A 24,675-nucleotide genomic window follows, 5' to 3' on the forward strand; every position below is an offset into this window, starting at 1 on the left:
CCGTTTAGTGCTTTAAGGTTCTTAAAATATCGGCAAAAATGCCGGCAGCAGTGACAGCATTGCCTGCACCGTAACCGCGTAATAATAGCGGAATCGGCTGGTAATAACGAGTGTAAAATGCCAGCGCATTCTCACCGTTTTTTACTTTGTATAGCGGGTCATCTTTGCCTACGGCAATGATAGACACTTTGCATTTGCCGTTTTCAATTTGTCCAACATAACGTAAAACTTTTTCTTCCACTTCGGCTTTTTCGACACGTGCAGCAAATTCGGCATCTAATTGTGGCAACATCGCCATAAATTCTTCAGTAGATTTTCCCTCGGCAAAACCTTTTGGAAGAACGCCTTCGACTTCGACATCTGACAACTCTAGTTCTAAGCCGCTTTCTCGAGCAAGAATTAACAATTTGCGGGCAACGTCCTGACCGGATAAGTCATCGCGCGGATCCGGTTCGGTGAAGCCTTTTTCGCGGGCAAGTGCGGTTGCTTGGGAAAGGCTCAAATCTTCTTCCAATTTACCGAAAATAAAAGAAAGGGAACCGGATAAAATTCCGTCAAAACGTTCCACTTCATCGCCGGCGGCTAATAAGTTTTGTAAGTTTTCAATGACCGGTAAGCCTGCACCTACGTTGGTTTCGTATAAGAATTTACGTTGGTTTTTATGGGCCAGTTCGCGCAGTTTGTGGTAGTAAGTTAAGTCACGGGTATTGGCTTTTTTATTCGGAGTAACCACATGGAAACCTTCTGCCAATGCGCGTTCATACAAGCTGGCTAAAGATTCTGCCGATGTACAATCTACAAATACCGGGTTCACAACGTGATGTAATTTAATGAAAGATAACAACACGTCAAAATCAGATGGCTGAGTGGCATTTTCCAAATTGGTTTTCCAATGGTCTAAGTTTAAGCCGTTTTCATTCAGCAACATTTTATTGGAGTTGGCTAATGCACAGACACGGATTTCAATGTCCTTCTTTGCTAAATACTCTTTTTGGTGTTTGATTTGCTCGATTAATTCGCCGCCGACACCGCCGACGCCAACGAGAAATACTTCCACGATTTTTTTATTATTAAATAACGCTTGGTGGGTCGCTTTTACGGCTTCAATGGCTTTATTTTGTGGTACCACAGCGGAGATGGAACGCTCGGAAGAGCCTTGCGCAATGGCATTAATACTGATATTCGCTTGAGCTAAAGCTGAGAAGAAACGCGCGGCAATGCCTTTGGCTTTTCGCATACCGTCCCCAACCACAGAAATAATGGAGAGATCTTTAATCACATCAATTTTATCTAATTGGTGTGTAGCTAATTCTTGTGCAAATTCGTTTTCTAATACTTTTAATGCCACATCCACCGATTTAATCGGTACACAGAAACTGATGCTGTATTCGGAAGAGGATTGGGTAATTAAGATCACTGACACATTGGCTTGTGACATCGCAGAAAAGACACGCGCCGCCATACCAACCATGCCTTGCATGCCCGGGCCGGAGATGTTGAACATAGCAACATTATCTAAATTAGTGATACCTTTAACTTGCAACTCTTCGGATTTGATATTGCCGGCAATAATGGAACCCGGCGCAGTTGGATTGCCGGTATTTTTTATTAAGCATGGAATGTTCGGACGCATCAACGGGCCAATCGTGCGTGGGTGAATTACTTTAGCACCAAAATAAGAAAGCTCCATGGCTTCACGATAAGACAGGCTTGGCAATAAACGAGCATCCGGCACTAAACGTGGGTCACAGGTATAAACGCCGTCAACGTCTGTCCAAATTTCGCAGACGCTGGCACCTAAACAGGCGGCTAAACAAGCGGCGGAGTAGTCAGAACCATTACGGCCCAATAAAACCAATTCGCCTTTACTATTACAAGCTGTAAAGCCTGCCATTAACACTACACAATCTTTTTCAATAGCTTTGGCATTCACACGTTTGGTGGATTCTTCAATATCTACGGAGGATTCTAAATAACTGCCTTGCGCTAATAATTGTTTCACCGGATCGATCACATGTACGCGATAACCGTTGGCTTCAAACCAGGCTTTCATCATCGCAATAGAGAGTTTTTCACCTCGGCAATCAATGGTGGCTTTTACCGCATCTTCTACTTTACCAGCTTGACGAATTTGTTCCAATAAAGAGGCAATTTGTTGGAATTCTTGATCGATAAGTTGTTTGGTGCCGGCAAGATCAAACTTATTGTTTTTGGCATGTAAGCCGTTAATGATGGTATAGAAAATATCTAATGCTTCGTTGAAATGGGAATCGGTAGGTTGGTTTAAACTGGCTTTTTCAGAAAGGGCGACAAGGTGATTGGTGATTTTAGCTGGTGCGGATAAAACACCTGCGGCTTGTTCTTCCAAATGAGCTTTTTCGATAAGCCCAGCCGCTCGTAAAAAACGTTCCGGGTTGGCTAATGATGTGCCGCCAAATTTTAATACGCGCATGATATTCTCCTGAGTATGATCTTTAAAATAGTTGCATAAAAAAACCCGCTTTATAGAGGAAGCGGGTTCATTCATCTTATTCTTAACGCACTAGCCCGCCCCATTAATCATCGTAATGGTAATCATGGTGGTTGACATAATAATAGTGCGGTTAAGTTGACGCATAATTTATTTTACATGGTGAAAAATTGGATATAGAAATACCGAAATTTCATATTCTTGTCAAACGGAAATCGGAGAATTTTGCATTATTTTCTAACTTTTTTAGTTGGTGTAAAATAAATCACCACTTTTATTACAAGGACGCCTTATGATTGCGCAAAATCTTGCTTATATTCGGGAACAAATTACACAATGCGAATGCCATTCTGAGACTCAAAGTGCGGTCAAATTGCTTGCCGTTTCTAAAACGAAACCAATTGAGGATGTTTTAACCGCGTACGAAGCGGGGCAAACGGCATTCGGCGAAAACTATGTGCAAGAGGGCGTTGAAAAAATTCAATTTTGCCAACAACAGCAGATTGAATTGGAATGGCATTTTATTGGACCATTACAATCTAACAAAACCCGCTTAGTGGCGGAATACTTTGACTGGATGCAAACTCTTGAGCGTGCAAAAATCGCTGACCGTTTAAATGAGCAACGCCCACCGCACAAGGCACCATTAAATGTGTTAATTCAAGTTAATATCAGCAATGAAGCCAGTAAATCCGGCATACAACCCGATGATATTTTACCTTTAGCAAAACATGTGGAAAATCTACCGCACTTACGTCTGCGTGGGTTAATGACGATTCCTGAACCCACAAACGATGTGGCACAACAGGAACAAACGTTTCGTCAAATGCGTACCTTGTTTGAAAGCTTGCAACAGGCACTGCCTCATGCCCAAATTGATACTTTATCTATGGGCATGACCGATGATATGCAAAGCGCCATTAAATGCGGTTCTACGATGGTGCGCGTAGGCACGGCGATTTTTGGCAAGCGAGTGTAATTTGCATAAAAGTGCGGTCGTTTTTGATCGCGTTTTTTATACCAATGTTTAGGGCTAGAAAAACGCCACTTTCAATAGAAAGTGGCGTTTTGTATGGGGTAGTTAATTATTTTGCTAAGACGTTTTGTAACGCTTGATAAATAATCTGCGCTTGTTTTCCGGAAAGTGCGGTTTTCTTTTCATCAGAAATAACTACCGCACTTTGTTTGCCGGCGGCGGCAAGTTGCATTTGGTAATCCCCTTTTTCTAATTCAGGAAGTTGTGTACCGATTCGCAACCATTCTTCCTGAGATAACGGTTTATAAGCCAATTCCCGAATGCCACGCGCGCCTTGTTCTTCGCTGATTTCAAATCCTAAGGTTGGTAATGCAGAAGCTAAACGGTGCCATGCTTTTTCAAACGGTGCATTTAAAACCAAAGCGATACGACCATTAGAATCCGTTGCAATGGCGGATTGAATTGGTGAGGATTGTACCCCTCTTAGTTCTTGCTGTTGTTTTTGATATGTGCTGTTAAGCTCTCCAACGAATTGATTTAATCGGTCAGAAGCATAACGTTGTTTATCCGCAAGGCTTGGTGTGAAAACCGTGCCATCGCGTTTCATTTGCAGCACTGAAACCATTAATGCATTGGCTTGTCGGGCATTCACTTCTTCAATTTGATAGCGTATTTGGGTATTTTTTAAGTCATCCACGCGCCCGGTCTCTGTCCAATCAGTCACTAATTTCTTACCTTCTAAGTGATAACCGATCTCTTGTTCTTTCAGTAAACGTTCAATTTGTTTTAAGTTATACACCTGTTTTTTATTGGATTCATAAACAATTAATGCACGTTCACCGTCAAATTGGGTGATAGAACCGTTGATAATGGCTAATGGAATTGATGGTGGGCGAATATCCACGTTTTCTGTTTTCGCAATTTTGACTTGAGGTAATTGATATTCTACGCTTTGTGTCGGTAAATTGACACCGCCACTGGCGAGTGGAGCGAAAAATGGCAATTCGGGATTTGATTTTTGGTAGTTATCGCCCGCTTGTTGCTTACTTTCATTGCTGGCAGAACAGGCACTTAATAGGGCAACCATTGCTGCAGTTAGTAACCATTTTTTCATAACATATCCTTTTGGCGTGTAATCAAGAGTGAGAAAGTCTGCTTTCGACAGAAGAGAAAGAGAAAAGTTCGGGATCTATGTGTAGATCCCGATATCAATTTAAAGTAGCCCGGCAAATTTTAAGGCTTCTAATACAGCCGGTTGGGCTTTTTCACTGAGTACTGTAAGAGGCAAACGAAGAGTAGGTTCTTGAATAAGTCTGAGCTTATAGCAGGCCCATTTCACGGGGATTGGGTTAGATTCGATAAAGAGATTTTTGTGTAACGGCATTAAACGTTGGTTAATTTTTTCGGCCTCTTCAAATTTACCTTCACGAGCTAAATGACACATTTTCGCCATCTCTGCAGGTGCGATGTTATTTGTGACTGAAATGACTCCTTCCGCACCCAGTTTCATTGCTTCCAAACTGGTCGCATCATCGCCACTTAATACAATGAAATCATTCCCGGCAAGTTGTTTGATTTTTTGCACTCGGGAAACATCACCGGTGGCTTCTTTAATACCCACGATATTTTTGATTTTAGCTAAACGGCCAACAGTTTCCGGTTGTAAATCGCTTCCGGTACGTCCTGGTACGTTATACAGGATTTGCGGAATATCGGTACATTCAGCAATGGCTTTAAAGTGTTGATACATGCCTTCTTGCGTAGGTTTGTTGTAATAAGGTACAACAGATAAACAACCGGAAATACCACTATTATTTAATAATTTTGTCATGGTAATGGCTTCGCTGGTGGCATTGGCGCCGGTACCGGCAATAACCGGGATTCTGCCGGCGGCAAACTCAACGGTCTTTAAGATGGCTTTTACATTTTCATCAATGCTGAGGGTGGCGGATTCACCGGTTGTCCCAACGGAAACAATCGCATCCGTGCCGGCATTAATGTGAAATTCAACCAGCTTTTTCAAATTTTCAAAATCCACTTCGCCATGGCTATCCATTGGTGTCACTAATGCAACGATGCTTCCCTGAAATAAAGGATGATTTGACATAAAAGCCTCCATTTTTTGTTATTGGATTCCGGTTTAAATAAGAAATTACATTGCCGGAAAAAGAGTTGTGTTTGCTTGCTAATAGTTGTTTAAGATCGCTAAAATACCCTGAATTTGCAAGAAATTTTTTATTTTTTTAAGAGGATTTTTTAAATGAATACATTAAAAGTCGGCGAAAACGCACCGCACTTTTCTTTACTGAATCAAAATGGCGAATTAGTTTCTTTGGAACAGTTTAAAGGTAAAAAAGTGTTGGTTTATTTTTACCCAAAAGCGTTAACCCCTGGCTGCTCGACACAAGCCTGCGGTTTACGGGATAGTAAATCAGAATTGGAAAACCTGGGCGTAGTGATTTTAGGAATCAGTCCGGATAGCCCGAAAAAATTGGCACAGTTTATTGAAAAGAAAGCGCTAAATTTCACATTGTTATCCGATGAAGAGCATCAAGTGGCTGAGCAATTTGGCGTGTGGGGAGAAAAGAAATTTATGGGGCGTACTTTTGATGGTATTCACCGTATCAGTTTTCTTGTTGATGAACAGGGTAAAATTGAACAGGTTTTTGATAAATTTAAAACCACAGATCATCATCAGGTGGTGTTGGATTATTTGAAAAAGTGATTTTTCATAACGTTAAAATAAAACGACCGCATAAAAGTGCGGTCGTTTTTTTAAGTGTTTTACCAACTATAGTTGAGTTTTACCCCAAATTGGTTTTGTTTCTCTTTGTTTTTACCTCGGGTATTGCCAGCATACATCGAGACTTTCCAAGGTTTATAACCAAAGCTGAGGTTTGCCTCATGGTAAGTATAATGACCAAATGTTTGCTCAAATTCTTGCTCATTAATACGTTGGCTATAAGATTTATTTCCTGTAGAAACGTAGTAAGTTGAGATCTCCGGCGTAATTTCCCAACCGTTGACGTTAAAGTGATAGCCTACTTTTACACCTGTGTGGTAGGTCGGCAACTTGATTACTGGGTTTTTCACAATAACGCCATTTAACTCGCCTTCGCTTGAACTGATTTGATGATAACGAACGCCGAGCATTGGTGTAATTTGCAGACCATTTATCATGACATCATAAGCCATATTAAGACCAACATTTACGATATTGCGATCAAATTTGTGCTCTCCATCAATTTTACTGCGCGACCAACCATAGCTTGTATCAATAGCCCAACTAAATTGATCAATTTGTTGTTTAGCGTATAGGGTTGCTAAGGAGAGGGTGTTTTTACCACTTAATGATGAAAACTCATTATTAGTTTGAGCGTGAGTTACCATCGCACCTAATACAACACCATTTGCCATTTCTGGTGTTTCAGCCCCTAACGCAACTTGATTACTTTTACTGTGGAAGTTTTTGTAATCATCAGAATGATATTTATGCTCGCTATTGTTATGAGAAAGCCACATACCGGAACGTTGAGTCAGAATTGTACGATCTAAACGTGAGGCTAACTCAAGATTAAGTGCGGTCAACATCGCTGTATCAGATAGCACAGCATTGGTATTTGCACTAATGATCTCTTTTTGTTTGTATGTTACCGGTTTTGTTGTTGCATTACGTTGGCGAGCTTCTTCCGCTAAACGAGCATCCTCTTTTTCTTTTGCGATACGTTCTGCTTCAAGACGAGCTTGTTCCTCTTTCTCTTTAGCAATACGTTCTGCTTCGAGACGAGCTTGTTCTTCTTTCTCTTTCGCAATGCGTTCCGCTTCGAGACGAGCTTGCTCTTCTTTTTCTTTCGCAATACGTTCTTCTTCAAGGCGCGCTTGCTCTTCTTTCTCTTTAGCAATGCGTTCCGCTTCGAGACGGGCTTGCTCTGCTTTTTCTTTCGCAATACGTTCCGCTTCAAGGCGCGCTTGTTCTGCTTTTTCTTTGGCGATGCGTTCTGCTTCGAGACGAGCTTGCTCTTCTTTCTCTTTCGCAATACGCTCCGCTTCAAGACACGCTAATTCACGTTGGCGAGCTTCTTCCGCTAAACGAGCTTCCTCTTTTTCTTTCGCGATACGTTCCGCTTCAAGGCGTGCTTGTTCTGCTTTCTCTTTAGCAATGCGCTCCGCTTCTAAACGTGCCAATTCACGTTGACGAGCTTCTTCGGCTAAACGAACTTCTTCTTTTGCTTTCGCAATCCGTTCTGCTTCGAGACGAGCTTGTTCTGCTTTCTCTTTCGCAATACGCTCCGCTTCAAGACGCGCTAATTCACGTTGGCGAGCTTCTTCCGCTAAACGGGCTTCCTCTTTTTCTTTCGCGATACGTTCTGCTTCGAGACGAGCTTGTTCTGCTTTCTCTTTGGCAATACGCTCTGCTTCTAAACGTGCCAATTCACGTTGACGAGCTTCTTCCGCTAAACGAGCCTCTTCTTTTTCTTTCGCGATACGTTCTGCTTCAATTTTTTCGTTTTCTAACTTGGCATTGTAAAGACGGAAAATACCATCTTGTTCAATCAAACTATAAACGTAGGCACCAAGATCTACATGATTTCTAGCTAATGATACTTTTAATGCCGGATCTCTGGTTGCTTTAGATGCATCCAGTAAATCAAGTTTTTCATATTTAGCTTCGCCACCACTGTCTTTAACATCTAGCACAAAATTGCCGCTTGCCTGATTTGTTACAGTCACTTTATCGCCGCGTTGATTGGTAAGTGCAGAAGCATAATGAAATGTTCCTTCTCCGTTTAACGCATTAATTGTTAAGTGATTATAGACTGTAGGGTTTTCTTGGCTATTTAAGAAAATATGGCTTTTCTCTAAATTTAAGCGGGCAGTTTGGCTATCACCTGTCAGTGTCCAATTCGCATTTTCTGTCAATCTTACTAGGCTATTGCCTGTACCGTTAATTGTACCGAATAAATGTGCTTTACCTAAGATCAGTTGGGCATGGTCAGTGAGTTGGGTATTGCCACGGATTTCAGTTGCCGTAAAGCTATTTAACGCTTTGGCTGAAATAACCTCATTGCTACAAGTGACTTTTCCTGTGTAATCAGAGCGAATACAAACAGGATCACCGCTTTTATAGCCTAAATGTATTTGACCATTCTGACTTGCATTGAAGTTGGCATTAACTTGTGCAACGTTACGGCTACTATAAAAGACAGAATTATTGTTTACATTAATGTTGTTGGCATTAAAAGTGCGGTTAATCCATTCATCATCAAAGACGACATCTTTTCCTTTGTTACCATTTAAATAATCATTGGCGTGAGGAACAGGTCTGCCGGAGAACATCGCGATCCCCTGATTTAATGTGACGTCACCATTAAGTTGACTACCACCGGTAAACAGGAAAGTTGATTGGTTGTTTACGGCATTGATATTAACGTTCAATTTCCCGTTATGGAGAGCGGCATTTGTTTCGCCTAAATAACCATCGAAAGCATTAATCGTCACATCTTTTCGTTGTATTTCACGTTGGGTAACAATATTGATTGCTTCTTCACGATCCGTTGCTACGATTTCCCAATCGTCTGTACTACCTTGTCCAGGTTTACAAGGGAATGAAGCTTTCATATTGTCGTGCTTAGAGACAAAGTAACGATTTTCACATCCATTTTGCCAATGATATAAGTGATATCCTGCGGGGCGATTTGAATTATGAACTTCACGGATCGTAACTTGTTCCGGTAAAAATAAGTTTTGACCTGTTAGTGTAAGCGTTGATGCTTGATTCGCATTATGATTGACAATCATTGCACCTTCATCAACATTACGAATGCGCTTAAACGTTAAGTTATTGCCGTTAAGATCTAAACGACCACCGCGGAAACCAAAATAGATACGATCCGGATTGACTTGTTCGGCATCATTTAAAATAACCGTTGGGCGACCACTCACAATACCGACTTCTTTAAATGCCTGTTTATTGCCATTTTCGTCTGCTGTTTGGTTTAAAATCACGGTGCCGTCACCAACGCTGATTTTACCGTCATTTTTCCCGGTTCCATTAACATGCAATGTACCGCTGCCAATTTTAGATAAAATGTCGTTATTGCGAATTTGCCAATTAACTTGTTTTTCCTCAGCAACGGATATTCCTGCACCAGTCCATGTGGTGTTTGCATTTTTTCCGCTGACGGTATAATTTCCGTTAAAATAAAGCCCACCAGCGCCTTGATTGATGTCGCCTTGGAGTTTTAATAAACCATTATTTCCGTTTAAATAAGCGGTTTTACCATAGTTAAGTTGTTCTTCTGCTGTTTTTAAAGAAGCATCAATTAAATCAACGACTAAGGTTTTATTGTTATTTCTTGTACTACGAATCGTACTGGTTTTATCTGTTGCTTCCCAAATGAACTCTTCATTGTCATCAGCAGTAATTTGACCCGCAATATCTTCAGCATATCGCTGTTGGTTAAAATCATTGCGATAAATAATGTATTCTTGCCAAGTGGTGTTTGTATACCCGCCCCAATAGGTATAAGTGCCTAAAAAGACCCATTTATTTTGTTGCTTATCAAAGGTAAAAATCGGTGAGCCGCTGTCTCCTGGAACAGCATAGTTTGTTAGTGGTTTATCAAATAAGTTGCCGTATAAATCGAGGAAACCTTGTTTTTTAGGTTGTAAGTCATAGGATTGTCCACCGATGGCGTAGTTATAAGCGCCTTGTAATTCTTCACGGTCTTTATTGGCGCTTTCACGGAATTGTGTTCCTGCACCGACACGAAGAATATAAGGGAAACGTGCTGTATCCATGTAGGTATTCGGATCTGTTCCTGCTGTTGTCGTAGGCATTGGAACAACTTCAGTGACAAAACGGTGTAAGCGAGGCGAATGGTAGTCTTCATGACGACGATCGTATTTCCACCAAATATCTGGAGGACCGTCATTATTTCTGTCCACTAATCTGTAAGTGTCATCTGGAATGTCGCTATGACCGGTTTTTATACCAAAGCGAACATTTTTGTAACCGCTGTTATGTTTTACGCTTACGACATACTGCGGATCAACGAGAGTTGCGACACGCATTTGTACATCAACAGGGCTAAAGTCGATCATCGGTAAATTCGGTAAAAGGGTACCCAACGCATTGCCGTTTTTATCCCGGATTTCCACATTCGTTGCGCCGACATGGAATTTACCTTTATTTTCGGCAAAATCACGAAAGATTTGGTAATCCACATCGCTGCGTACAATGGCAGCAAAGGCGGATGGGTGTAATGCCAGAGCAATAGATGATGCAGTAAGAGTGCGACAAAGCGGTTTTAATAATTTTTTCATAAAAGCCTTAGATATAAGTTTAATAATGGTCGTTATACGTTTTTATATGAGAAAAATTTAGGGAGTTACATATAAAAGTGCGGTGCGTTTTACAAAACTTTTGAAAAACGCACCGCACTTTTTAGATTTTAAACGAATTAATGTGTGCTCGTACTGGTTGTTGTTCTGTTAGCACGTTTACGATCCGTTTCCGTTAATAATTTTTTACGGATGCGGATAGATTGCGGAGTAATTTCCACCAATTCGTCATCATCAATAAATTCAATGGCTTGTTCAAGGCTGAATTTAATTGGTGTGGTTAACGCAATGGCGTCATCCTTACCGGAAGCACGCATATTGGTGAGTTTTTTCCCTTGTAAACAGTTCACGGTTAAGTCGTTGGAACGGCTGTGAATACCGATAATTTGCCCTTCGTACACTTCGGCACCGTGATCGATCATCAGTTTACCACGCTCTTGCAAGCCCCATAAGGCATAAGCCAAGGCTTTACCGGTGGCATTGGAAATCAATACGCCATTTTTACGCTGACCGATTTCACCCGGTTTCACATCATCGTAATGACTGAAACTGGAGTAGAGCAATCCGGTACCGGAAGTCATGGTCATGAATTCATTACGGAAACCGATTAAGCCACGGCTTGGGATCACATATTCTAAACGTGTACGTCCTTTACCATCCGGCACCATGTCTTTCACTTCACCTTTGCGGATACCTAAGGCTTCCATTACCGCGCCTTGGTGTTGTTCTTCAATGTCGATGGTGACTTGTTCAAACGGTTCTTGTTTGTGTCCATCCACTTCTTTAAAGATGACTTTTGGGCGGGAGACGGCTAATTCGTAGCCTTCGCGGCGCATATTTTCGATTAACACGGATAAATGCAATTCACCACGGCCTGAAACGCGGAATTCATCCGGGTTTGGGGTTTCTTCCACACGTAATGCCACGTTATGTACAAGCTCTTTGTTTAAGCGTTCCAAAATCTGACGGGATGTTACATATTTGCCTTCTTTACCGCAGAATGGTGAGGTGTTAACACAGAAGAACATCGTCACGGTTGGTTCATCAACGCTTAATGCCGGCAAGGCTTCTACGTTGTTGATGTCGCAAATGGTATCAGAAATGTTGAGTTCGCCAAGGCCGGTAATCGCCACGATGTCGCCTGCGCTGGCAATGTCTTCTTCGTAGCGTTGTAATCCAAGGTGACCTAACACTTGCCCGATTTTACCGTTGCGGGCTTTTCCGAAACTGTCGATGATAGTCACGCTTTGGTTTGGTTTTACCGTACCACGTTTAATACGGCCAACACCGATAACACCCACATAGCTGTTGTAGTCTAATTGGGAAATTTGCATTTGGAACGGTGCGTTAAGTTCCACTTTTGGTGGTTCAACGTGTTTAACGATGGCTTCAAATAATGGGGTCATATCAGCAGCTAAATCGTCGTGTTCCAAGCCGGCAACTCCATTTAAGGCGGAGGCGTAAATAATCGGGAAGTCTAATTGTTCATCAGTGGCACCAAGGTTTACGAATAAATCGAACACTTGATCCACGACCCAGTCAGGGCGTGCGCCCGGGCGGTCAACTTTGTTGATGACCACGATCGGTTTTAAGCCGTGGGCAAACGCTTTTTGCGTTACGAAACGGGTTTGTGGCATCGGGCCGTCAAAGGCATCCACTACTAATAATACGCAGTCCACCATGGATAAGACGCGTTCTACTTCGCCGCCGAAGTCCGCGTGTCCCGGGGTGTCTACAATGTTAATACGGTAGCCGTTCCAATTGATGGCGGTATTTTTTGCCAAAATGGTAATGCCGCGTTCTTTTTCGATATCGTTAGAGTCCATAACGCGTTCATCCGCATCACCGCGGGTGGCATCGAAAGTACCGGATTGTTGTAATAATTTATCGACTAATGTGGTTTTGCCATGGTCAACGTGGGCAATGATTGCGATATTACGCAATTTGTTAATGTCTATTTGATCTGTCATTGAGAATTCTTAAGCCTAAACTAATAATAAAAAATAGGTGATTTTCTGACCGCACTTTTAGTGCCAAAAATGCGAAAGGCGCAGATTATACAACTTTTTATGAGGGTCTGCTATGAATAAATGGGAGAAAATTTGAACAATAAAAACGGTGGTTTAATGAAAAATAAAAAAGGCGTTTGATGAAGGAAATTCAAGTGAATAAATGAAATACTTTTATGAAATCAGGCTAGAATATGTTATTTTTATACGCATTCTTTTTCCCCATTTTATCTTAATTAACCCACGTTTTAGAGGATTTACTAGTATGTCTAACGCGATTGACAATGTGTTTAAACTCATTGAAGAAAATGACATCAAATTTGTGTTACTTCGTTTTACCGATATTCAAGGAAAAGAGCATGGTGTTTCTTTACCGGTGAGTTTGGTTGACGAGGATTTATTTGAAGACGGCAAAATGTTTGACGGTTCTTCCGTGGAAGGTTGGAAAGCGGTCAATAAAGCAGATATGCTTTTAATGCCGATTGCCGAAACTGCCGTAGTAGATCCTTTTGCACAAATCCCAACCCTTTCTTTGCGTTGTAGCATTTTTGAACCGACCACCATGCAAAGCTATGATCGTGACCCGCGTTCAATCGCACTTCGCGCAGAAAATTATATGCGTTCCACCGGTGTGGCAGATGAAGCTTTCTTCGGACCGGAACCGGAATTTTTCCTCTTTGATGATGTGCGTTTTGACGTATCGATGAATGGCAACACTTACCAAGTGGATGACGTTGAAGCGGCGTGGAACACCAACAAGCGTTATGAAAACGGCAATAATGCCTATCGCCCGCTGAAAAAAGGCGGCTATTGTGCGGTGGCACCGATTGATACGGCACATGATATTCGTTCCGAGATGTGTTTGTTAATGGAAGAAATGGGCTTGGTGATTGAAGCGCACCACCACGAAGTCGCTACTGCCGGACAAAATGAAATTGCCACTAAGTTCAATACGTTAACGTTGAAAGCGGATGAAACCCAAATTTATAAATATATCGTGCATAACGTGGCAAAAGAATACGGCAAAACCGCCTGTTTCATGCCGAAACCGATTACCGGTGATAACGGTTCGGGTATGCACTGTAATATGTCCTTGAGCAAAGACGGCAAAAATATTTTTCAAGGGGATAAATATGCGGGCCTTTCAGAGACCGCACTTTATTACATCGGCGGTATCATCAAACATGCGAAAGCGTTAAACGCCTTTACCAACCCGAGTACTAACTCTTATAAACGTTTGGTACCGGGCTTTGAAGCGCCGGTATTATTGGCATATTCCGCAAGCAATCGTTCGGCGTCCATTCGTATTCCTGCCGTGACCAGTCCGAAAGCCATTCGTGTGGAAGCCCGTTTCCCGGATCCGTTAGCTAACCCGTATTTAGCGTTTGCAGCGTTATTAATGGCGGGCTTGGATGGTGTGGTGAATAAAATTCATCCGGGCGATGCGATGGACAAAAACCTCTATGATTTACCACCGGAAGAATTGAAAGATATTCCTTCTGTCGCCGGTTCTTTAGAAGAAGCGTTAAACGCCTTAGAAAACGATTTTGAATTCTTAACACAAGGCAATGTGTTTACCAAAGAATTTGTACAGGCATTTATTAGCGTAAAACGAAAAGAAGTGACACGTTTAAACATGACACCGCATCCGGTGGAATTTGAAATGTATTACTAATAGCGAGAGCAAAGAAAAGGCGGTTTGATACCGCCTTTATTTTTACTTAAAAAGTGCGGTCAAAAAAACGAATGAATTTTTGACCGCACTTAGGTTATTTAGAGTTTCATGCCTAATCGTTTACGCATTTTTGTATTCAGCACTTCCACAAAGACAGAGAAGCCCATAGCGAAGTAAATATAAGCTTTCGGTACATGGAAACCGAAGCTTTCGATAATCAACGTGATACCGATAAGAATCAAAAAGGCGAGTGCTAGAATTTTGAACATCGGGTGGCTTTCTACAAAATCGCCAATCGGTTTCGCAGCGAACATCATCATGCCGACGGCAATAATAATTGCTGTGACCATAATTTCAATTTGATTGACCATGCCCACCGCCGTAATCACAGAATCCAGTGAGAACACGATATCAAGCAAGGCAATTTGAATTAGCACACCGATAAAACTCACTTTTTTGCTGATTTCATGGTGTTCTTCTTCTGTATGCGGTGTCATGGCTTCACGAATTTCATTGGTGCTTTTAACAATTAAGAACAAACCGCCAAAAAACAGAATTAAATCTCGGCCGGAAACACCTTTACCAAAGAGCTCAAACAGAGGCTCTGTCAGGTGCATCATCCAAGAAAGGGTCAATAGAAGTAAAATTCGAGTCCCCATGGCAAGGCTTAAGCCGATAATACGTCCCGGTTGTCGTTGTTTGTGAGGCAACTTGGCAACGAGAATGCTGATTAAAATAATATTGTCGATACCCAACACAATTTCCAGAGCAGTGAGGGTAAATAAGGCGACTAACGCCTCAGGGCTTAATAGCCATTCAAACATAATGTTTCCTTAAAGTACAAATGGGTGCGCGATCATATAGCTTTGACGATGAAATGAAAAGAGGCTAAATGCTCTGCTGCACAAATTGTTGCAGAATTTCGTGGGTAAATGCTTTACGCAAGTAAAAACCGAGAGGAAGGGTATCGATAATTTCGCCATTTTTGCCGATGCCTTTGGTTAAGGACTTACTATTCGCGCCTTTCGGGCGGAGTTGCAAGACTTCGCCTAATCGTGCATTGATTTTATCCAGTTGACCTAGCACGATGTAATCCATGAGTTCTTCCCAGTCTCGTTGCAGTTGGCGTTCTTGCTGTTCGCTAGGTTGCCAGAGAATCGGCGTACCGATGTGTCGTTCTGCCAAGGGAATAGAACGGCTTCCCTCAATAGGAATCCAAAGCACGCGGGACAACTTATGGCGCACATGGGAATTTTGCCAATTTACGCCACTATTTTGAATGAGAGGGGCAAGGCTCACGAACGTAGTTTCCAAAGGATAGCCTTGCGCGTTAATGGGGATCGTTTTTAACTCAATACCTAAATGGTGGAAGTCCTGTTCAGCTTTGCTGCCTGCCGTTGCCCCCAGTGCTGTTTCAAGTAGCATACCCACCCAGCCTTTATCACGTTTTAAATCCGGTGGCACGGGAGTGCCAAGTTGTGTCGCTAAGTCGCCAAAACTCAGTCCGGCAATGGCTTGCGCACGGGAAAGAAGTTCTTCAGTCGTTTTTGGGGTCATTGGTGATATTTCTTGAAAAAACGAGGTTTAACCGTTTCTTTGCCTTTATCAATATAAGGGATATTTTCCAGCTGGAGCAGAAAACGTTTAGCGACTAAGCCGCCACCGAATCCGGTCAGTGTTCCGTCTTTGCCTAGAATGCGGTGGCAAGGAATGATAATACTGATCGGGTTGCTCCCGACTGCACCACCCACCGCACGCACCGCATTGGGGTTCTCAATGCGTTTGGCCAACTCGCCATAACTTGTCGTTTCGCCATAGTCGATTTGGCGTAGCGCTTGCCAAATGCGTTGCTGAAACGGCGTGCCTTGCGGTGCTAGCGGAATGTCATCAAAACGTTCCGCTTCTCCGTTGAAATACCGCTCAAGAGCGGAACACACCTGCGTAAACAGGGGTAAATCATTGTTTTCCTGCCATTTTGGATTGGGCGCAAATTGTTCCTGCTCAAAATCCAAATGCGTCAAATACTTGCCATCGGATAGCATCAGCAATTTGCCGATAGGCGAGGGATAATAACGGTAAAAAAGTGCGGTCATATTTTTCTCTGTTTCACAAAAATAAAAGCGTACCGAAGTACGCTTATATTATGCGGAATTTTTATTCTGATTAGAAACGGTAATTAAGGTTTAAACCGTAAAGGTTGGCTGATGCTTTTGTTGTGTAATCGGCTTCAACAACGAGCAAGCCTTTAATATTTTGTGTTTCAACAAAGTGTTTTTTCTTGCCTCGTAAATGAGAAAAACCTACATCAACAGATAAATCCGGTGTGAATTTATAGGTTGCACCTAAGCTATACCACATACGATCCGTGTCAGGAATTGACGCAGATAAATGTTTTTTGCTTGCTGCTTGATCGTATGCTAAACCGGCACGTAAGGTGAGCGCATCACTGAAGTTATAGGTTGTACCAACAGCAAAGCGAGAATTGTTTTTGTATTCTTCTTTCTTCGCAAAAGCTTCATAACCGGAACCATCTTGGTATGTACCACGTAATTCTTTGAAACGGCTCCATTCCGTATATTTATAGCTATAGTGAACCGCCCAGTGATCGGTTAGTTGATGGAAACCGGAGAATTCCCAGTAGGCTGGTAATTTCAAGGTTAAGCTACCTTCAGCGACATAAGGCGTTAATGCACCTTGATGCTGTTGTAAGCTAAGCGCATTGCGATCGGTAAAGTCAATATCGATTTTGGAATGATAAGCTAAACCAAGGCGGTTATCTTGGTTAAATTCATACATTAAACCGGCATTCCAACCAAATCCCCAAGCATTATCTTTTAAATGTACGAGGGAGTCCTGTTTATCTAAGCTTTTTAAGTTATTGATGGTTTTTTGGGCTAAAGCATCGGCTACTGCTTGTGGAACAGTTGGATTTTTAGCTCGAATTGCCCCACTTAATCGGCTTCTTACATTGCTTTCGCCCATGACTGCGAGCATATTTTTAACACCGGTAATGGCAATCCCTGCGGTACGTTCAACTTCAGCTTTGGCATAAACACTATTAATTCCTAGACCGGCAGTTAAATTATCGGTGATTTTATATGAACCGCTTAGGTTTAAGTTAATTGTTGTTAAATCGGTTACGCCACCGAAAATGCCGGCATCGTAGTCACGAGAATATTCACTTTTTAAACCAAAGTTAACATTCATTCCCGCGCCTAAAGCAAATTTGTCATTGATCGGAGAAACAAAATACATATTAGGGATAAAGGCACCTGGAACAACGCTATTTGCATTTGCGTTTCCGGTCGCAAGCTTTAATCCGCTTGCGGTGGTAGCCGTTACCGGGCCATACATATGAATGCGTGAGTCTACATAAACACCGCCTGCAGAAAATTCTTTTTGTTTGAAGAGGCTCATTAATGCCGGGTTGGTGGCGACCACAGAGGCGTTATCAGCGATCGCCGCTTCACCTGCATAAGCGCGGCCTAAACCGGAGGTAGAAACCTCCGCTAATTGGAATGCGGCAGCGGATGCACCGGTTGCAGCACCAAGAAGAAGAGTCGAGAGGAGTGTTTTTGTCAATTTGCTCGTTGTCATTTTGTTACCTTTTTCTGCGCCAGCCCGAAGGTGACGTCTGGTCAAAGTTTATTGATTGTTATTCAAAAGTTGGTCATTCTAAGAAAGGCAGGGAGGCGGAGCAACGTTCTTTTCGGTTTTTGTAAAGTGTTCAGACCAGTCAGACAGGAAAAGTGCGGTCAAATTTTGTATTGTATTTTAATAATGCTAAAATAATTGAAAGTTTCAACTGATTTTATAAAGGAGAGAATATGAGTTCGTTAAAATGCCAAGCTGAAGAAGCTAAAGTGTGTTGTTGTGTTGATGTCGGCACAGTCATTGACGGCTCCGATTGCACCATTGATTTTGAACAGGTTTATGCAACGGAAGCGCAGGCAAAAGAAGCATTAGTGTATTTAACTGAAAAAGCGAGAGCTGCTGAAAGCGAACCGTGCAATATTAACAGTGAAATAAGTGCGGTCGAAAATGGCTTTAAATTAAAAGCAACATTTGAATTTAGCTGCCAAGCAGAATCGATGATTTTCCAACTTTCTACTCGTTAATCTATCGTATAAAAATAAAAAGGCTTAAGTTCACAAACTTAAGCCTTTTTACTTGGAGTCTTAATTACGCTTCTTCGCTTTGTTCTGAGAAACGCTCAATTCGTGCGCCTAAGCCGCGCAGTTTTTCCTCAATACGTTCATAACCACGATCGATGTGATAGATACGATCCACGATTGTTTCACCTGTGGCGATACAACCAGCAAGAACAAGGCTAATGGAGGCACGTAAATCGGTTGCCATGACTTCGGCACCGGACAAGTGAGCAACACCGTGGCAAATCGCCGTATTGCCTTCAATTTCTGCTTTTCCTCCCATACGAATCAATTCAGGGATGTGCATGAAACGATTTTCAAAAATAGTTTCGGTGATGATGCTCGTACCGTTTGCCACCATGTTTAATAAGGTGAACTGTGCTTGCATATCCGTTGGAAAACCAGGATAAGGTGCGGTGCGAATATTGACCGCTTTTGGACGATTACCAAGCATATCTAGGGTGATTGTGTCTTCAGTGACATCAACTTGGGCACCGGCTTCACGTAATTTATCGATCACAGCATCTAAGGTGTTGGCTTTGGTGTTTTTACAAACGATACGTCCACCGGAAATAGCTGCAGCGACTAAGAATGTTCCGGTTTCAATACGATCCGGCACAACACTGTGCTCACAACCGGTTAAGCGATCTACACCTTCGATAGTAATGGCGTCTGAACCTGCACCGCTGATTTTTGCACCCATTTTATTTAGGAATTCTGCCGTATCCGCAATTTCAGGCTCACGTGCAGCATTTTCAATAACGGTTGTACCTTTAGCTAAGGTCGCGGCAATCATGATGGAAAGAGTTGCACCCACGCTGACTTTTTCCATAACGATATGAGTCCCGATTAAACGGCTATCGACATAGGCTTTTACATAGCCGTCTTCAAGCACAATTTTGGCGCCAAGGCGTTCCAAGCCACTGATGTGTAAATCTACCGGACGAGCGCCAATGGAACAGCCACCCGGCAAAGACACTTGGCCTTGATTGAAACGTGCAACTAATGGCGCTAACGCCCAAATTGAGGCACGCATAGTTTTTACCAATTCGTATGGCGCAATGAAATGATTGATTTTGGAGGCATCTAAATGTACGACACCTTGTGCGTTACGCTCAACCTCTACACCTAATTGGCGTAATATTTTTAGTGTTGTTTCAATGTCTTTAAGATCCGGTACGTTGGTTAACGTCACAGGCTCGGTAGCCAGAATTGCAGCAAAAAGAATAGGTAATGCAGCATTTTTAGCACCAGAAATATCAACGGTGCCTTTCAAACATGATTGTCCATAAACACGAAATTTTTGCATGAGAATATCCTGTGGAAATTAAGCCGGTTGATTAAGTAAGCGTTCACGTTTCCATTTTTCAACAGTATAAGTGCGGATAGAAAGCGCGTGAATTTCATTGCTAGAAATGTGATTTATAAGTGGTGCGTAAATCATTTGTTGCTGTTTGACTTTGGAGAGCCCTTCAAATTGATCGCTGACTGCGATGACACCATAATGTGCGTTTTCACCTTGCACATAGACTTCGTCAAGATTAAGCGCTTCTTTTAAAATTCTTTCAATTTCTTGAGTTTCCATTAAATATTTCCATCTTGTGGGATAAATTGAGTAAGCCAATCGGATAGGCCGAAAAGATCTGCCAATGTCAGTAATTCCAAAGGTGGGCACTGTAAAACTTGTACACGACCTTTAAGCAATCGGGTTTGGTTGTGTTGTAAAAAGTCACACAATAAAGCAAAACCGGCAGAATCTATGCGAGTAACCTGGCTTAAGTCCCAATAGATGTCTTGCTCTGCCGATGGTTTTCCCAATAAAAAAGAAGCACGTTGCTGCCATAATGGCAACAACGTGTTACGAGATAACTCTCCTGATAATTGGAGCGTCATTCTATCATTATTTACTTGTGATGCCCAACGTAAACTTTGTGTCTGTTGCATGGCTTATTTGCTCAGTGTAATTGGCGTATCAGCAGCTTTTTGTAGTTGTGCGCTGAGGGCATCCAATCCTTGTTTACGAATGATCGGGCTCCATTCTTGTTGCTTAGTATTTACCATGCTCGCACCGCCTGCGGTCATGTCATACACCTGCCATTGTCCTGTTTTGCTGTTTTTATACCAATAGAAATCAACATTTAACGGTGGTTGATTATTCGGCTGTGCTACTTTGACATTCACAATCGCAAGGCTACCGGATTCTTCTTTCATTTTGCCGATTTGAATACTTTGATCGCTATACAGGGTTAATACTTGCGCATAAACCTGTTCAATGTATTTGTCTAATACGGCGAAATAACGATCACGCTGTTCTTGCGTAACGGTTTGATAGTTTTGTCCCAAAATTTTAGATCCGGCATATTTTACATGAACGTAAGGCATTAAGTCTTGACGTACGATGGTTTTTAAATAGTTCGGATCTTGTTTAATTTTGTTTTGATTGCTTTTGATGTCGTTAAACAGCTTGTCGGACACTTTCTGTGTTAAATCATAGGGCGTATCTTCCGCGATGGCTTGTTGTACAGCAAAAAGTGCGGTGAAAATGACTAGCGTTTTTGCTAACCAGTATTTTACATTTTTCAACATTGAGAGTTTCTCCTATCACGTTATTTATTCGTCGCTTCCGAGGTTTCGGCTGCTTCTTTTTTCTCTTTATCGCCATATAAGAATTGACCAATCAAATCTTCTAATACCATGGCAGACTTCGTATCGACAATTTTATCGCCGTCTTTCAACATTGCAATTTCCCCATCATCAAAGCCAATGCTGAGGGCAATATATTGCTCACCCAATAAGCCGGCTGTTTTAATGGATAACGAGCTGGTTTCTGGGATCTTATTGTATTCTTGGTTAATAGCAATGGTCACTTTGGGCAAATAGCTTTGCGGATCTAATTCAATTTCGGAAACACGCCCCACAACAACACCACCTACTTTAAGCGGAGCGCGGACTTTAAGACCACCGATATTATCAAAAGTCGCATATATACGATACGATTTGGTTTCGCTAAACCCTTGCACATTGGCTACTTTTAAGCCTAAAAAAATCAGTGAACCGATACCGAGCAGTAAAAATAAACCCACCCAGAATTCATATTTAATAGTTTGTCGCATAAGATTTCCTTACAAACAGAGATTAATTTGCGCCGAACATAATGGCGGTCAGCACAAAGTCTAAACCGAGGACGACTAATGAAGCATGCACTACCGTTCTGGTGGTGGCTTTGCTGATGCCTTCGGAGGTTGGAATACAATCGTAGCCGTTAAATAACGCAATCCAAACGACCGCAATGGCGAAAAATACACTTTTGATCGTACCGTTTAAAATATCATGGCTCCAGGTTACGGAGCTTTGCATCACGGACCAGAAGCTACCGGCATCCACGCCTTTCCAATCAACACCGACTAAAGAACCGCCCCAAATACCGATGGCGATAAAAATGATAGAAAGAATCGGCATGGCAATAATTCCCGCCCAAAAACGTGGTGCAATGACGCGACGCAACGGATCGACCGCCATCATTTCCAAGCTAGATAATTGTTCCGTGGCTTTCATTAAACCAATTTCAGCGGTTAATGCTGAGCCTGCGCGTCCGGCGAATAAAAGTGCGGTCACAACCGGGCCTAATTCTCGAAGCAGGGATAAGGCGACCAATTGCCCTAAACTGGTTTCCGCGGAGAAATCCACTAATACCACATACCCTTGTAAACCAAGGACCATACCGATAAATAAACCGGAAAGCATGATGATTAATAAAGACTGTACGCCAAGCACATGTAATTGTTTAATAAACAAAGGAAAATGCTTGCGAACTTGCGGTTTGCCAATTAATGCGCCGAACAGTAAAAAACCGGCACGTCCAAGTGCTCGTCCAAAATTAATGGCATGACGGCCAAACGTTGAAATTAAATTTCCTAACATTTGAACAGCTCCTCAAGGTAATTCGGTGCCGGATAATGAAAATGCACCGGGCCATCAGCATGTCCTTGCAAGAATTGGGTAACTTGCGGATCTTGGCTTGCCAGTAATTGGGCAGATGTTCCTTCGGCAATCACATGTTTATCCGCAATGATGTAGGCATAATCCGCAATGCTCAAAAGCTCTTGCACATCATGAGAAACCACGATAGACGTGAGATTTAAGGCCTCGTTCAAGCGTTTGATTAAACTAATAATGACGCCCATGCTAATTGGGTCTTGTCCGGTAAACGGTTCATCAAACATGATTAAATCCGGATCTAATGCAATCGCGCGGGCAAGTGCGGCTCGGCGAGCCATCCCTCCGGAAAGTTCGGACGGCATTAAATCGGCTGCACCGCGTAATCCCACCGCTTCTAATTTCATTAATACTATTTGACGAATTAATGAGGGCGGCAGATTCGTGTGTTCACGAATGGCAAAGGCCACATTATCGAAGGTGGAAATATCTGTGAATAACGCACCGGATTGGAATAGCATGCCCATGCGTTTACGCACTTCATAAAGTTCGCTGTTAGACAGTTTGCAAATATCTTGCCCGTCAAACAGGATTTCCCCTTCATCAGGGATGAGTTGTCCACCAATCAGTTTTAATAACGTGGTTTTACCAATGCCGGAAGGGCCCATAATGGCTGTGATTTTACCGCGTGGTACACGTAAATTGAGATCGCGATAAATCACACGTTCGCCACGTTTAAACGTCAGGTGTTTAACTTCAATTAAAGCGTCGTTCATAAAACCTTAATTATGAGAAGGCTTGAGCGCCTTGAGTGAATAAAAATGAGTTGCGATAGTCTATGAAATCCACGTGAATGTCAAATAGAATTACGTAGCATTCATGCCCCGCCTTGGACTCCGTTTTAGCAAAAATGTTCCCATTAAAACGTGCTGAAATCTGACCGCACTTTTAGATTTTTTCAATAAAGTTGTGCTATTATTGCACCTTATTATTAATTGTTATGGCTTAAAATAGAGTTATGAATATTCGTTGGAATATTGTGTTGGCGGTAATCGCATTGGGATTATTAGCTTGGTTTTATAGCTTGAATCAAGAAGATGACGGGCTGAATGCGCTTGTTAAGGTGGCAGACGCGCCGGAATATGTCGGGCAGAAAATGAATACGGTGGTGTACGCACCGACCGGCAAAAAACAGTATTTGGCCACATCCGACAAAGTAGAGTATTACACCTCAGACGGGCATACGAATTTTATGAATCCGACGGTGCGTTTATTGGAGCTCGAAATTCCGGGTTCTGGTACGGATAATGCTGGTACGGAAAGTTGGGAGTTAAGTGCGAATAAGGCCACCTTAACGAAGAACAACATGTTGTATTTAGAGGGCAATGTCGTGGCACAAAGCCTTTCTGCACAATCTCGTTTACAACGTATTGAAACCGAGAGTGCGCTAGTGAATCTAACCACGCAAGACATTACTTCCGATAACATGGTGAAATTAAACGGACAAGATTTTAGTTCGACAGGTTTAAAATTGACAGGCAACTTACAACAACAAGTGGCTACTTTAAAAGAACAGGTAAAAACACATTATGAAATTAATAAGCAGTAAAATTGTGCTTGCTTCCACATTGGTTTTGATGTCTTTTTCCGCCTTGGCGTTAAAAGAAGATACCAATCAACCGATTAACATCGTGTCCGATAATCAATCTTTGGATATGAATAATCGTGTCGTTACTTTCACGGGTAACGTGGTGATCACTCAGGGTTCAATCATTGTCAAAGCAAGCAAAGTGGTGATTACCCGCCCGGACGAGAATTCTAAACAAAAAGATAAAGTAGAGGCGTTTGGCAACCCGGTGACCTTTCATCAAGTCATGGATGACGGCAAACCGGTGGATGGTAAAGCAAATAAAGTGGTTTATGACCTCGGCACTGAATTTTTAACGTTGAGCGGTGATGCAGAATTAAAACAATTAGATAGCAAAATTAACGGCAGTGTTATTACTTATGATGTAGCCAAACAGCAGCTGAAAGCGAATGCCAATTCCGGTGCGCGCGTAAAAACCGTATTAATTCCCACCCAATTAAATCGTGCCAGTGGCAAATAGGATAAA

General features: G+C 42.2%; 22 protein-coding genes and 1 other annotated feature. Of the genes, 6 read left to right on the forward strand and 16 right to left on the reverse strand.

What is annotated here, in order from left to right:
* Positions 1-4: 4 nt before the first annotated feature.
* A complete protein-coding gene (gene thrA, locus J5A60_RS02180; RefSeq protein ID WP_212510428.1) occupies positions 5-2,452 on the reverse strand; it encodes a bifunctional aspartate kinase/homoserine dehydrogenase I in 2,448 nt (815 codons plus the stop codon).
* Positions 2,453-2,486: 34 nt separating this feature from the next.
* Positions 2,487-2,607: a sequence feature (Thr leader region), on the reverse strand.
* Between the two features lie 155 nt (positions 2,608-2,762).
* On the opposite strand from thrA, the gene J5A60_RS02185 reads away from it, so the two are divergent.
* The gene (locus J5A60_RS02185) at positions 2,763-3,449 is read left to right on the forward strand and encodes a YggS family pyridoxal phosphate-dependent enzyme (protein WP_212510429.1); all 687 of its coding nucleotides are present in this window, start codon (positions 2,763-2,765) and stop codon (positions 3,447-3,449) included.
* Positions 3,450-3,555: 106 nt separating this feature from the next.
* Here the strand turns inward: J5A60_RS02185 and bamC are convergent, their stop codons facing one another.
* Together bamC and dapA are read right to left on the reverse strand one after the other, a co-directional pair.
* Complete coding sequence (gene bamC, locus J5A60_RS02190; RefSeq protein WP_212510430.1) at positions 3,556-4,560, reverse strand: outer membrane protein assembly factor BamC; 1,005 nt, start codon at positions 4,558-4,560, stop codon at positions 3,556-3,558.
* Positions 4,561-4,659: 99 nt separating this feature from the next.
* Entirely contained in the window at positions 4,660-5,553 is an 894-nt protein-coding gene (dapA, locus tag J5A60_RS02195) for a 4-hydroxy-tetrahydrodipicolinate synthase (RefSeq protein ID WP_212510431.1), read from the reverse strand.
* Positions 5,554-5,706: 153 nt separating this feature from the next.
* On the opposite strand from dapA, the gene bcp reads away from it, so the two are divergent.
* Positions 5,707-6,171, forward strand: coding sequence for a thioredoxin-dependent thiol peroxidase (gene bcp / locus J5A60_RS02200; protein ID WP_212510432.1), 465 nt, complete (start codon positions 5,707-5,709; stop codon positions 6,169-6,171).
* 59 nt (positions 6,172-6,230) lie between these two features.
* Here bcp and J5A60_RS02205 read toward each other — a convergent pair whose 3' ends face one another.
* Together J5A60_RS02205 and typA are read right to left on the reverse strand one after the other, a co-directional pair.
* On the reverse strand, positions 6,231-10,772 hold the full coding sequence (locus J5A60_RS02205; protein ID WP_212510433.1) for a S6 family peptidase: 4,542 nt from the start codon (positions 10,770-10,772) through the stop codon (positions 6,231-6,233).
* Between the two features lie 137 nt (positions 10,773-10,909).
* A complete protein-coding gene (gene typA / locus J5A60_RS02210) occupies positions 10,910-12,760 on the reverse strand; it encodes a translational GTPase TypA (RefSeq protein WP_212510434.1) in 1,851 nt (616 codons plus the stop codon).
* Between the two features lie 304 nt (positions 12,761-13,064).
* Between typA and glnA the strand changes: the two genes are divergently transcribed.
* The gene (glnA, locus tag J5A60_RS02215) at positions 13,065-14,474 is read left to right on the forward strand and encodes a glutamate--ammonia ligase (RefSeq protein WP_212510435.1); all 1,410 of its coding nucleotides are present in this window, start codon (positions 13,065-13,067) and stop codon (positions 14,472-14,474) included.
* Between the two features lie 98 nt (positions 14,475-14,572).
* Here glnA and J5A60_RS02220 read toward each other — a convergent pair whose 3' ends face one another.
* The 4 genes from J5A60_RS02220 to J5A60_RS02235 form a co-directional block, all read right to left on the reverse strand.
* Entirely contained in the window at positions 14,573-15,298 is a 726-nt protein-coding gene (locus J5A60_RS02220) for a TerC family protein (RefSeq protein WP_212510436.1), read from the reverse strand.
* Positions 15,299-15,362: 64 nt separating this feature from the next.
* Entirely contained in the window at positions 15,363-16,031 is a 669-nt protein-coding gene (gene mutH, locus J5A60_RS02225) for a DNA mismatch repair endonuclease MutH (RefSeq protein ID WP_212510437.1), read from the reverse strand.
* A complete protein-coding gene (locus tag J5A60_RS02230; protein WP_212510438.1) occupies positions 16,028-16,567 on the reverse strand; it encodes a methylated-DNA--[protein]-cysteine S-methyltransferase in 540 nt (179 codons plus the stop codon). Before J5A60_RS02230 ends, mutH begins: the two co-directional genes overlap by 4 nt.
* 70 nt (positions 16,568-16,637) lie before the next feature.
* Complete coding sequence (locus tag J5A60_RS02235) at positions 16,638-18,071, reverse strand: outer membrane protein transport protein (RefSeq protein ID WP_212510439.1); 1,434 nt, start codon at positions 18,069-18,071, stop codon at positions 16,638-16,640.
* A 230-nt stretch (positions 18,072-18,301) separates the two neighbouring features.
* Here J5A60_RS02235 and J5A60_RS02240 point away from each other — a divergent pair, with 230 nt between their 5' ends.
* Complete coding sequence (locus J5A60_RS02240) at positions 18,302-18,592, forward strand: YfcZ/YiiS family protein (protein ID WP_109860052.1); 291 nt, start codon at positions 18,302-18,304, stop codon at positions 18,590-18,592.
* Between the two features lie 64 nt (positions 18,593-18,656).
* On the opposite strand, the gene murA is transcribed toward J5A60_RS02240, so the two are convergent.
* The 7 genes from murA to mlaF are packed head-to-tail and all read right to left on the reverse strand — an operon-like array spanning position 18,657 to position 23,337.
* The gene (gene murA / locus J5A60_RS02245) at positions 18,657-19,934 is read right to left on the reverse strand and encodes a UDP-N-acetylglucosamine 1-carboxyvinyltransferase (RefSeq protein ID WP_212510440.1); all 1,278 of its coding nucleotides are present in this window, start codon (positions 19,932-19,934) and stop codon (positions 18,657-18,659) included.
* An 18-nt stretch (positions 19,935-19,952) separates the two neighbouring features.
* Complete coding sequence (locus J5A60_RS02250) at positions 19,953-20,210, reverse strand: BolA family protein (RefSeq protein WP_212510441.1); 258 nt, start codon at positions 20,208-20,210, stop codon at positions 19,953-19,955.
* Positions 20,210-20,569, reverse strand: a complete 360-nt coding sequence (locus J5A60_RS02255) for a lipid asymmetry maintenance protein MlaB (protein WP_212510442.1) — start codon at positions 20,567-20,569, stop codon at positions 20,210-20,212. Before J5A60_RS02255 ends, J5A60_RS02250 begins: the two co-directional genes overlap by 1 nt.
* Positions 20,570-20,572: 3 nt before the next feature.
* Positions 20,573-21,211 (reverse strand): phospholipid-binding protein MlaC, encoded by a 639-nt coding sequence (gene mlaC / locus J5A60_RS02260; protein ID WP_212510443.1) that lies wholly within the window; start codon positions 21,209-21,211, stop codon positions 20,573-20,575.
* A 20-nt stretch (positions 21,212-21,231) separates the two neighbouring features.
* On the reverse strand, positions 21,232-21,738 hold the full coding sequence (gene mlaD, locus J5A60_RS02265) for an outer membrane lipid asymmetry maintenance protein MlaD (RefSeq protein WP_109128518.1): 507 nt from the start codon (positions 21,736-21,738) through the stop codon (positions 21,232-21,234).
* A gap of 22 nt (positions 21,739-21,760) precedes the next feature.
* Complete coding sequence (gene mlaE / locus J5A60_RS02270; RefSeq protein ID WP_109128519.1) at positions 21,761-22,546, reverse strand: lipid asymmetry maintenance ABC transporter permease subunit MlaE; 786 nt, start codon at positions 22,544-22,546, stop codon at positions 21,761-21,763.
* Positions 22,540-23,337 carry a phospholipid ABC transporter ATP-binding protein MlaF gene (gene mlaF / locus J5A60_RS02275; RefSeq protein ID WP_006717262.1) on the reverse strand — a complete coding sequence of 266 codons (798 nt, stop codon included), beginning with the start codon at positions 23,335-23,337 and terminating at the stop codon, positions 22,540-22,542. The genes mlaE and mlaF overlap by 7 nt, the downstream gene beginning before the upstream one ends.
* A 242-nt stretch (positions 23,338-23,579) precedes the next feature.
* On the opposite strand from mlaF, the gene lptC reads away from it, so the two are divergent.
* Together lptC and lptA are read left to right on the forward strand one after the other, a co-directional pair.
* On the forward strand, positions 23,580-24,170 hold the full coding sequence (gene lptC, locus J5A60_RS02280) for an LPS export ABC transporter periplasmic protein LptC (RefSeq protein WP_212510444.1): 591 nt from the start codon (positions 23,580-23,582) through the stop codon (positions 24,168-24,170).
* On the forward strand, positions 24,151-24,669 hold the full coding sequence (gene lptA, locus J5A60_RS02285) for a lipopolysaccharide transport periplasmic protein LptA (protein WP_212510445.1): 519 nt from the start codon (positions 24,151-24,153) through the stop codon (positions 24,667-24,669). Before lptC ends, lptA begins: the two co-directional genes overlap by 20 nt.
* The last annotated feature ends 6 nt before the right edge of the window (positions 24,670-24,675 follow it).

Origin of the sequence: Aggregatibacter sp. oral taxon 513 (genome assembly GCF_018128305.1) — a bacterium.
Taxonomy (GTDB): domain Bacteria; phylum Pseudomonadota; class Gammaproteobacteria; order Enterobacterales; family Pasteurellaceae; genus Aggregatibacter; species Aggregatibacter segnis_A.

Coding starts and splice junctions, on each gene's coding strand:
- thrA (WP_212510428.1), bottom strand. CDS start 2,452: ATGCGCGTATTAAAATTTGGCGGCACATCATTAGCCAACCCGGAACGT.
- J5A60_RS02185 (WP_212510429.1), top strand. CDS start 2,763: ATGATTGCGCAAAATCTTGCTTATATTCGGGAACAAATTACACAATGC.
- bamC (WP_212510430.1), bottom strand. CDS start 4,560: ATGAAAAAATGGTTACTAACTGCAGCAATGGTTGCCCTATTAAGTGCC.
- dapA (WP_212510431.1), bottom strand. CDS start 5,553: ATGTCAAATCATCCTTTATTTCAGGGAAGCATCGTTGCATTAGTGACA.
- bcp (WP_212510432.1), top strand. CDS start 5,707: ATGAATACATTAAAAGTCGGCGAAAACGCACCGCACTTTTCTTTACTG.
- J5A60_RS02205 (WP_212510433.1), bottom strand. CDS start 10,772: ATGAAAAAATTATTAAAACCGCTTTGTCGCACTCTTACTGCATCATCT.
- typA (WP_212510434.1), bottom strand. CDS start 12,760: ATGACAGATCAAATAGACATTAACAAATTGCGTAATATCGCAATCATT.
- glnA (WP_212510435.1), top strand. CDS start 13,065: ATGTCTAACGCGATTGACAATGTGTTTAAACTCATTGAAGAAAATGAC.
- J5A60_RS02220 (WP_212510436.1), bottom strand. CDS start 15,298: ATGTTTGAATGGCTATTAAGCCCTGAGGCGTTAGTCGCCTTATTTACC.
- mutH (WP_212510437.1), bottom strand. CDS start 16,031: ATGACCCCAAAAACGACTGAAGAACTTCTTTCCCGTGCGCAAGCCATT.
- J5A60_RS02230 (WP_212510438.1), bottom strand. CDS start 16,567: ATGACCGCACTTTTTTACCGTTATTATCCCTCGCCTATCGGCAAATTG.
- J5A60_RS02235 (WP_212510439.1), bottom strand. CDS start 18,071: ATGACAACGAGCAAATTGACAAAAACACTCCTCTCGACTCTTCTTCTT.
- J5A60_RS02240 (WP_109860052.1), top strand. CDS start 18,302: ATGAGTTCGTTAAAATGCCAAGCTGAAGAAGCTAAAGTGTGTTGTTGT.
- murA (WP_212510440.1), bottom strand. CDS start 19,934: ATGCAAAAATTTCGTGTTTATGGACAATCATGTTTGAAAGGCACCGTT.
- J5A60_RS02250 (WP_212510441.1), bottom strand. CDS start 20,210: ATGGAAACTCAAGAAATTGAAAGAATTTTAAAAGAAGCGCTTAATCTT.
- J5A60_RS02255 (WP_212510442.1), bottom strand. CDS start 20,569: ATGCAACAGACACAAAGTTTACGTTGGGCATCACAAGTAAATAATGAT.
- mlaC (WP_212510443.1), bottom strand. CDS start 21,211: ATGTTGAAAAATGTAAAATACTGGTTAGCAAAAACGCTAGTCATTTTC.
- mlaD (WP_109128518.1), bottom strand. CDS start 21,738: ATGCGACAAACTATTAAATATGAATTCTGGGTGGGTTTATTTTTACTG.
- mlaE (WP_109128519.1), bottom strand. CDS start 22,546: ATGTTAGGAAATTTAATTTCAACGTTTGGCCGTCATGCCATTAATTTT.
- mlaF (WP_006717262.1), bottom strand. CDS start 23,337: ATGAACGACGCTTTAATTGAAGTTAAACACCTGACGTTTAAACGTGGC.
- lptC (WP_212510444.1), top strand. CDS start 23,580: ATGAATATTCGTTGGAATATTGTGTTGGCGGTAATCGCATTGGGATTA.
- lptA (WP_212510445.1), top strand. CDS start 24,151: ATGAAATTAATAAGCAGTAAAATTGTGCTTGCTTCCACATTGGTTTTG.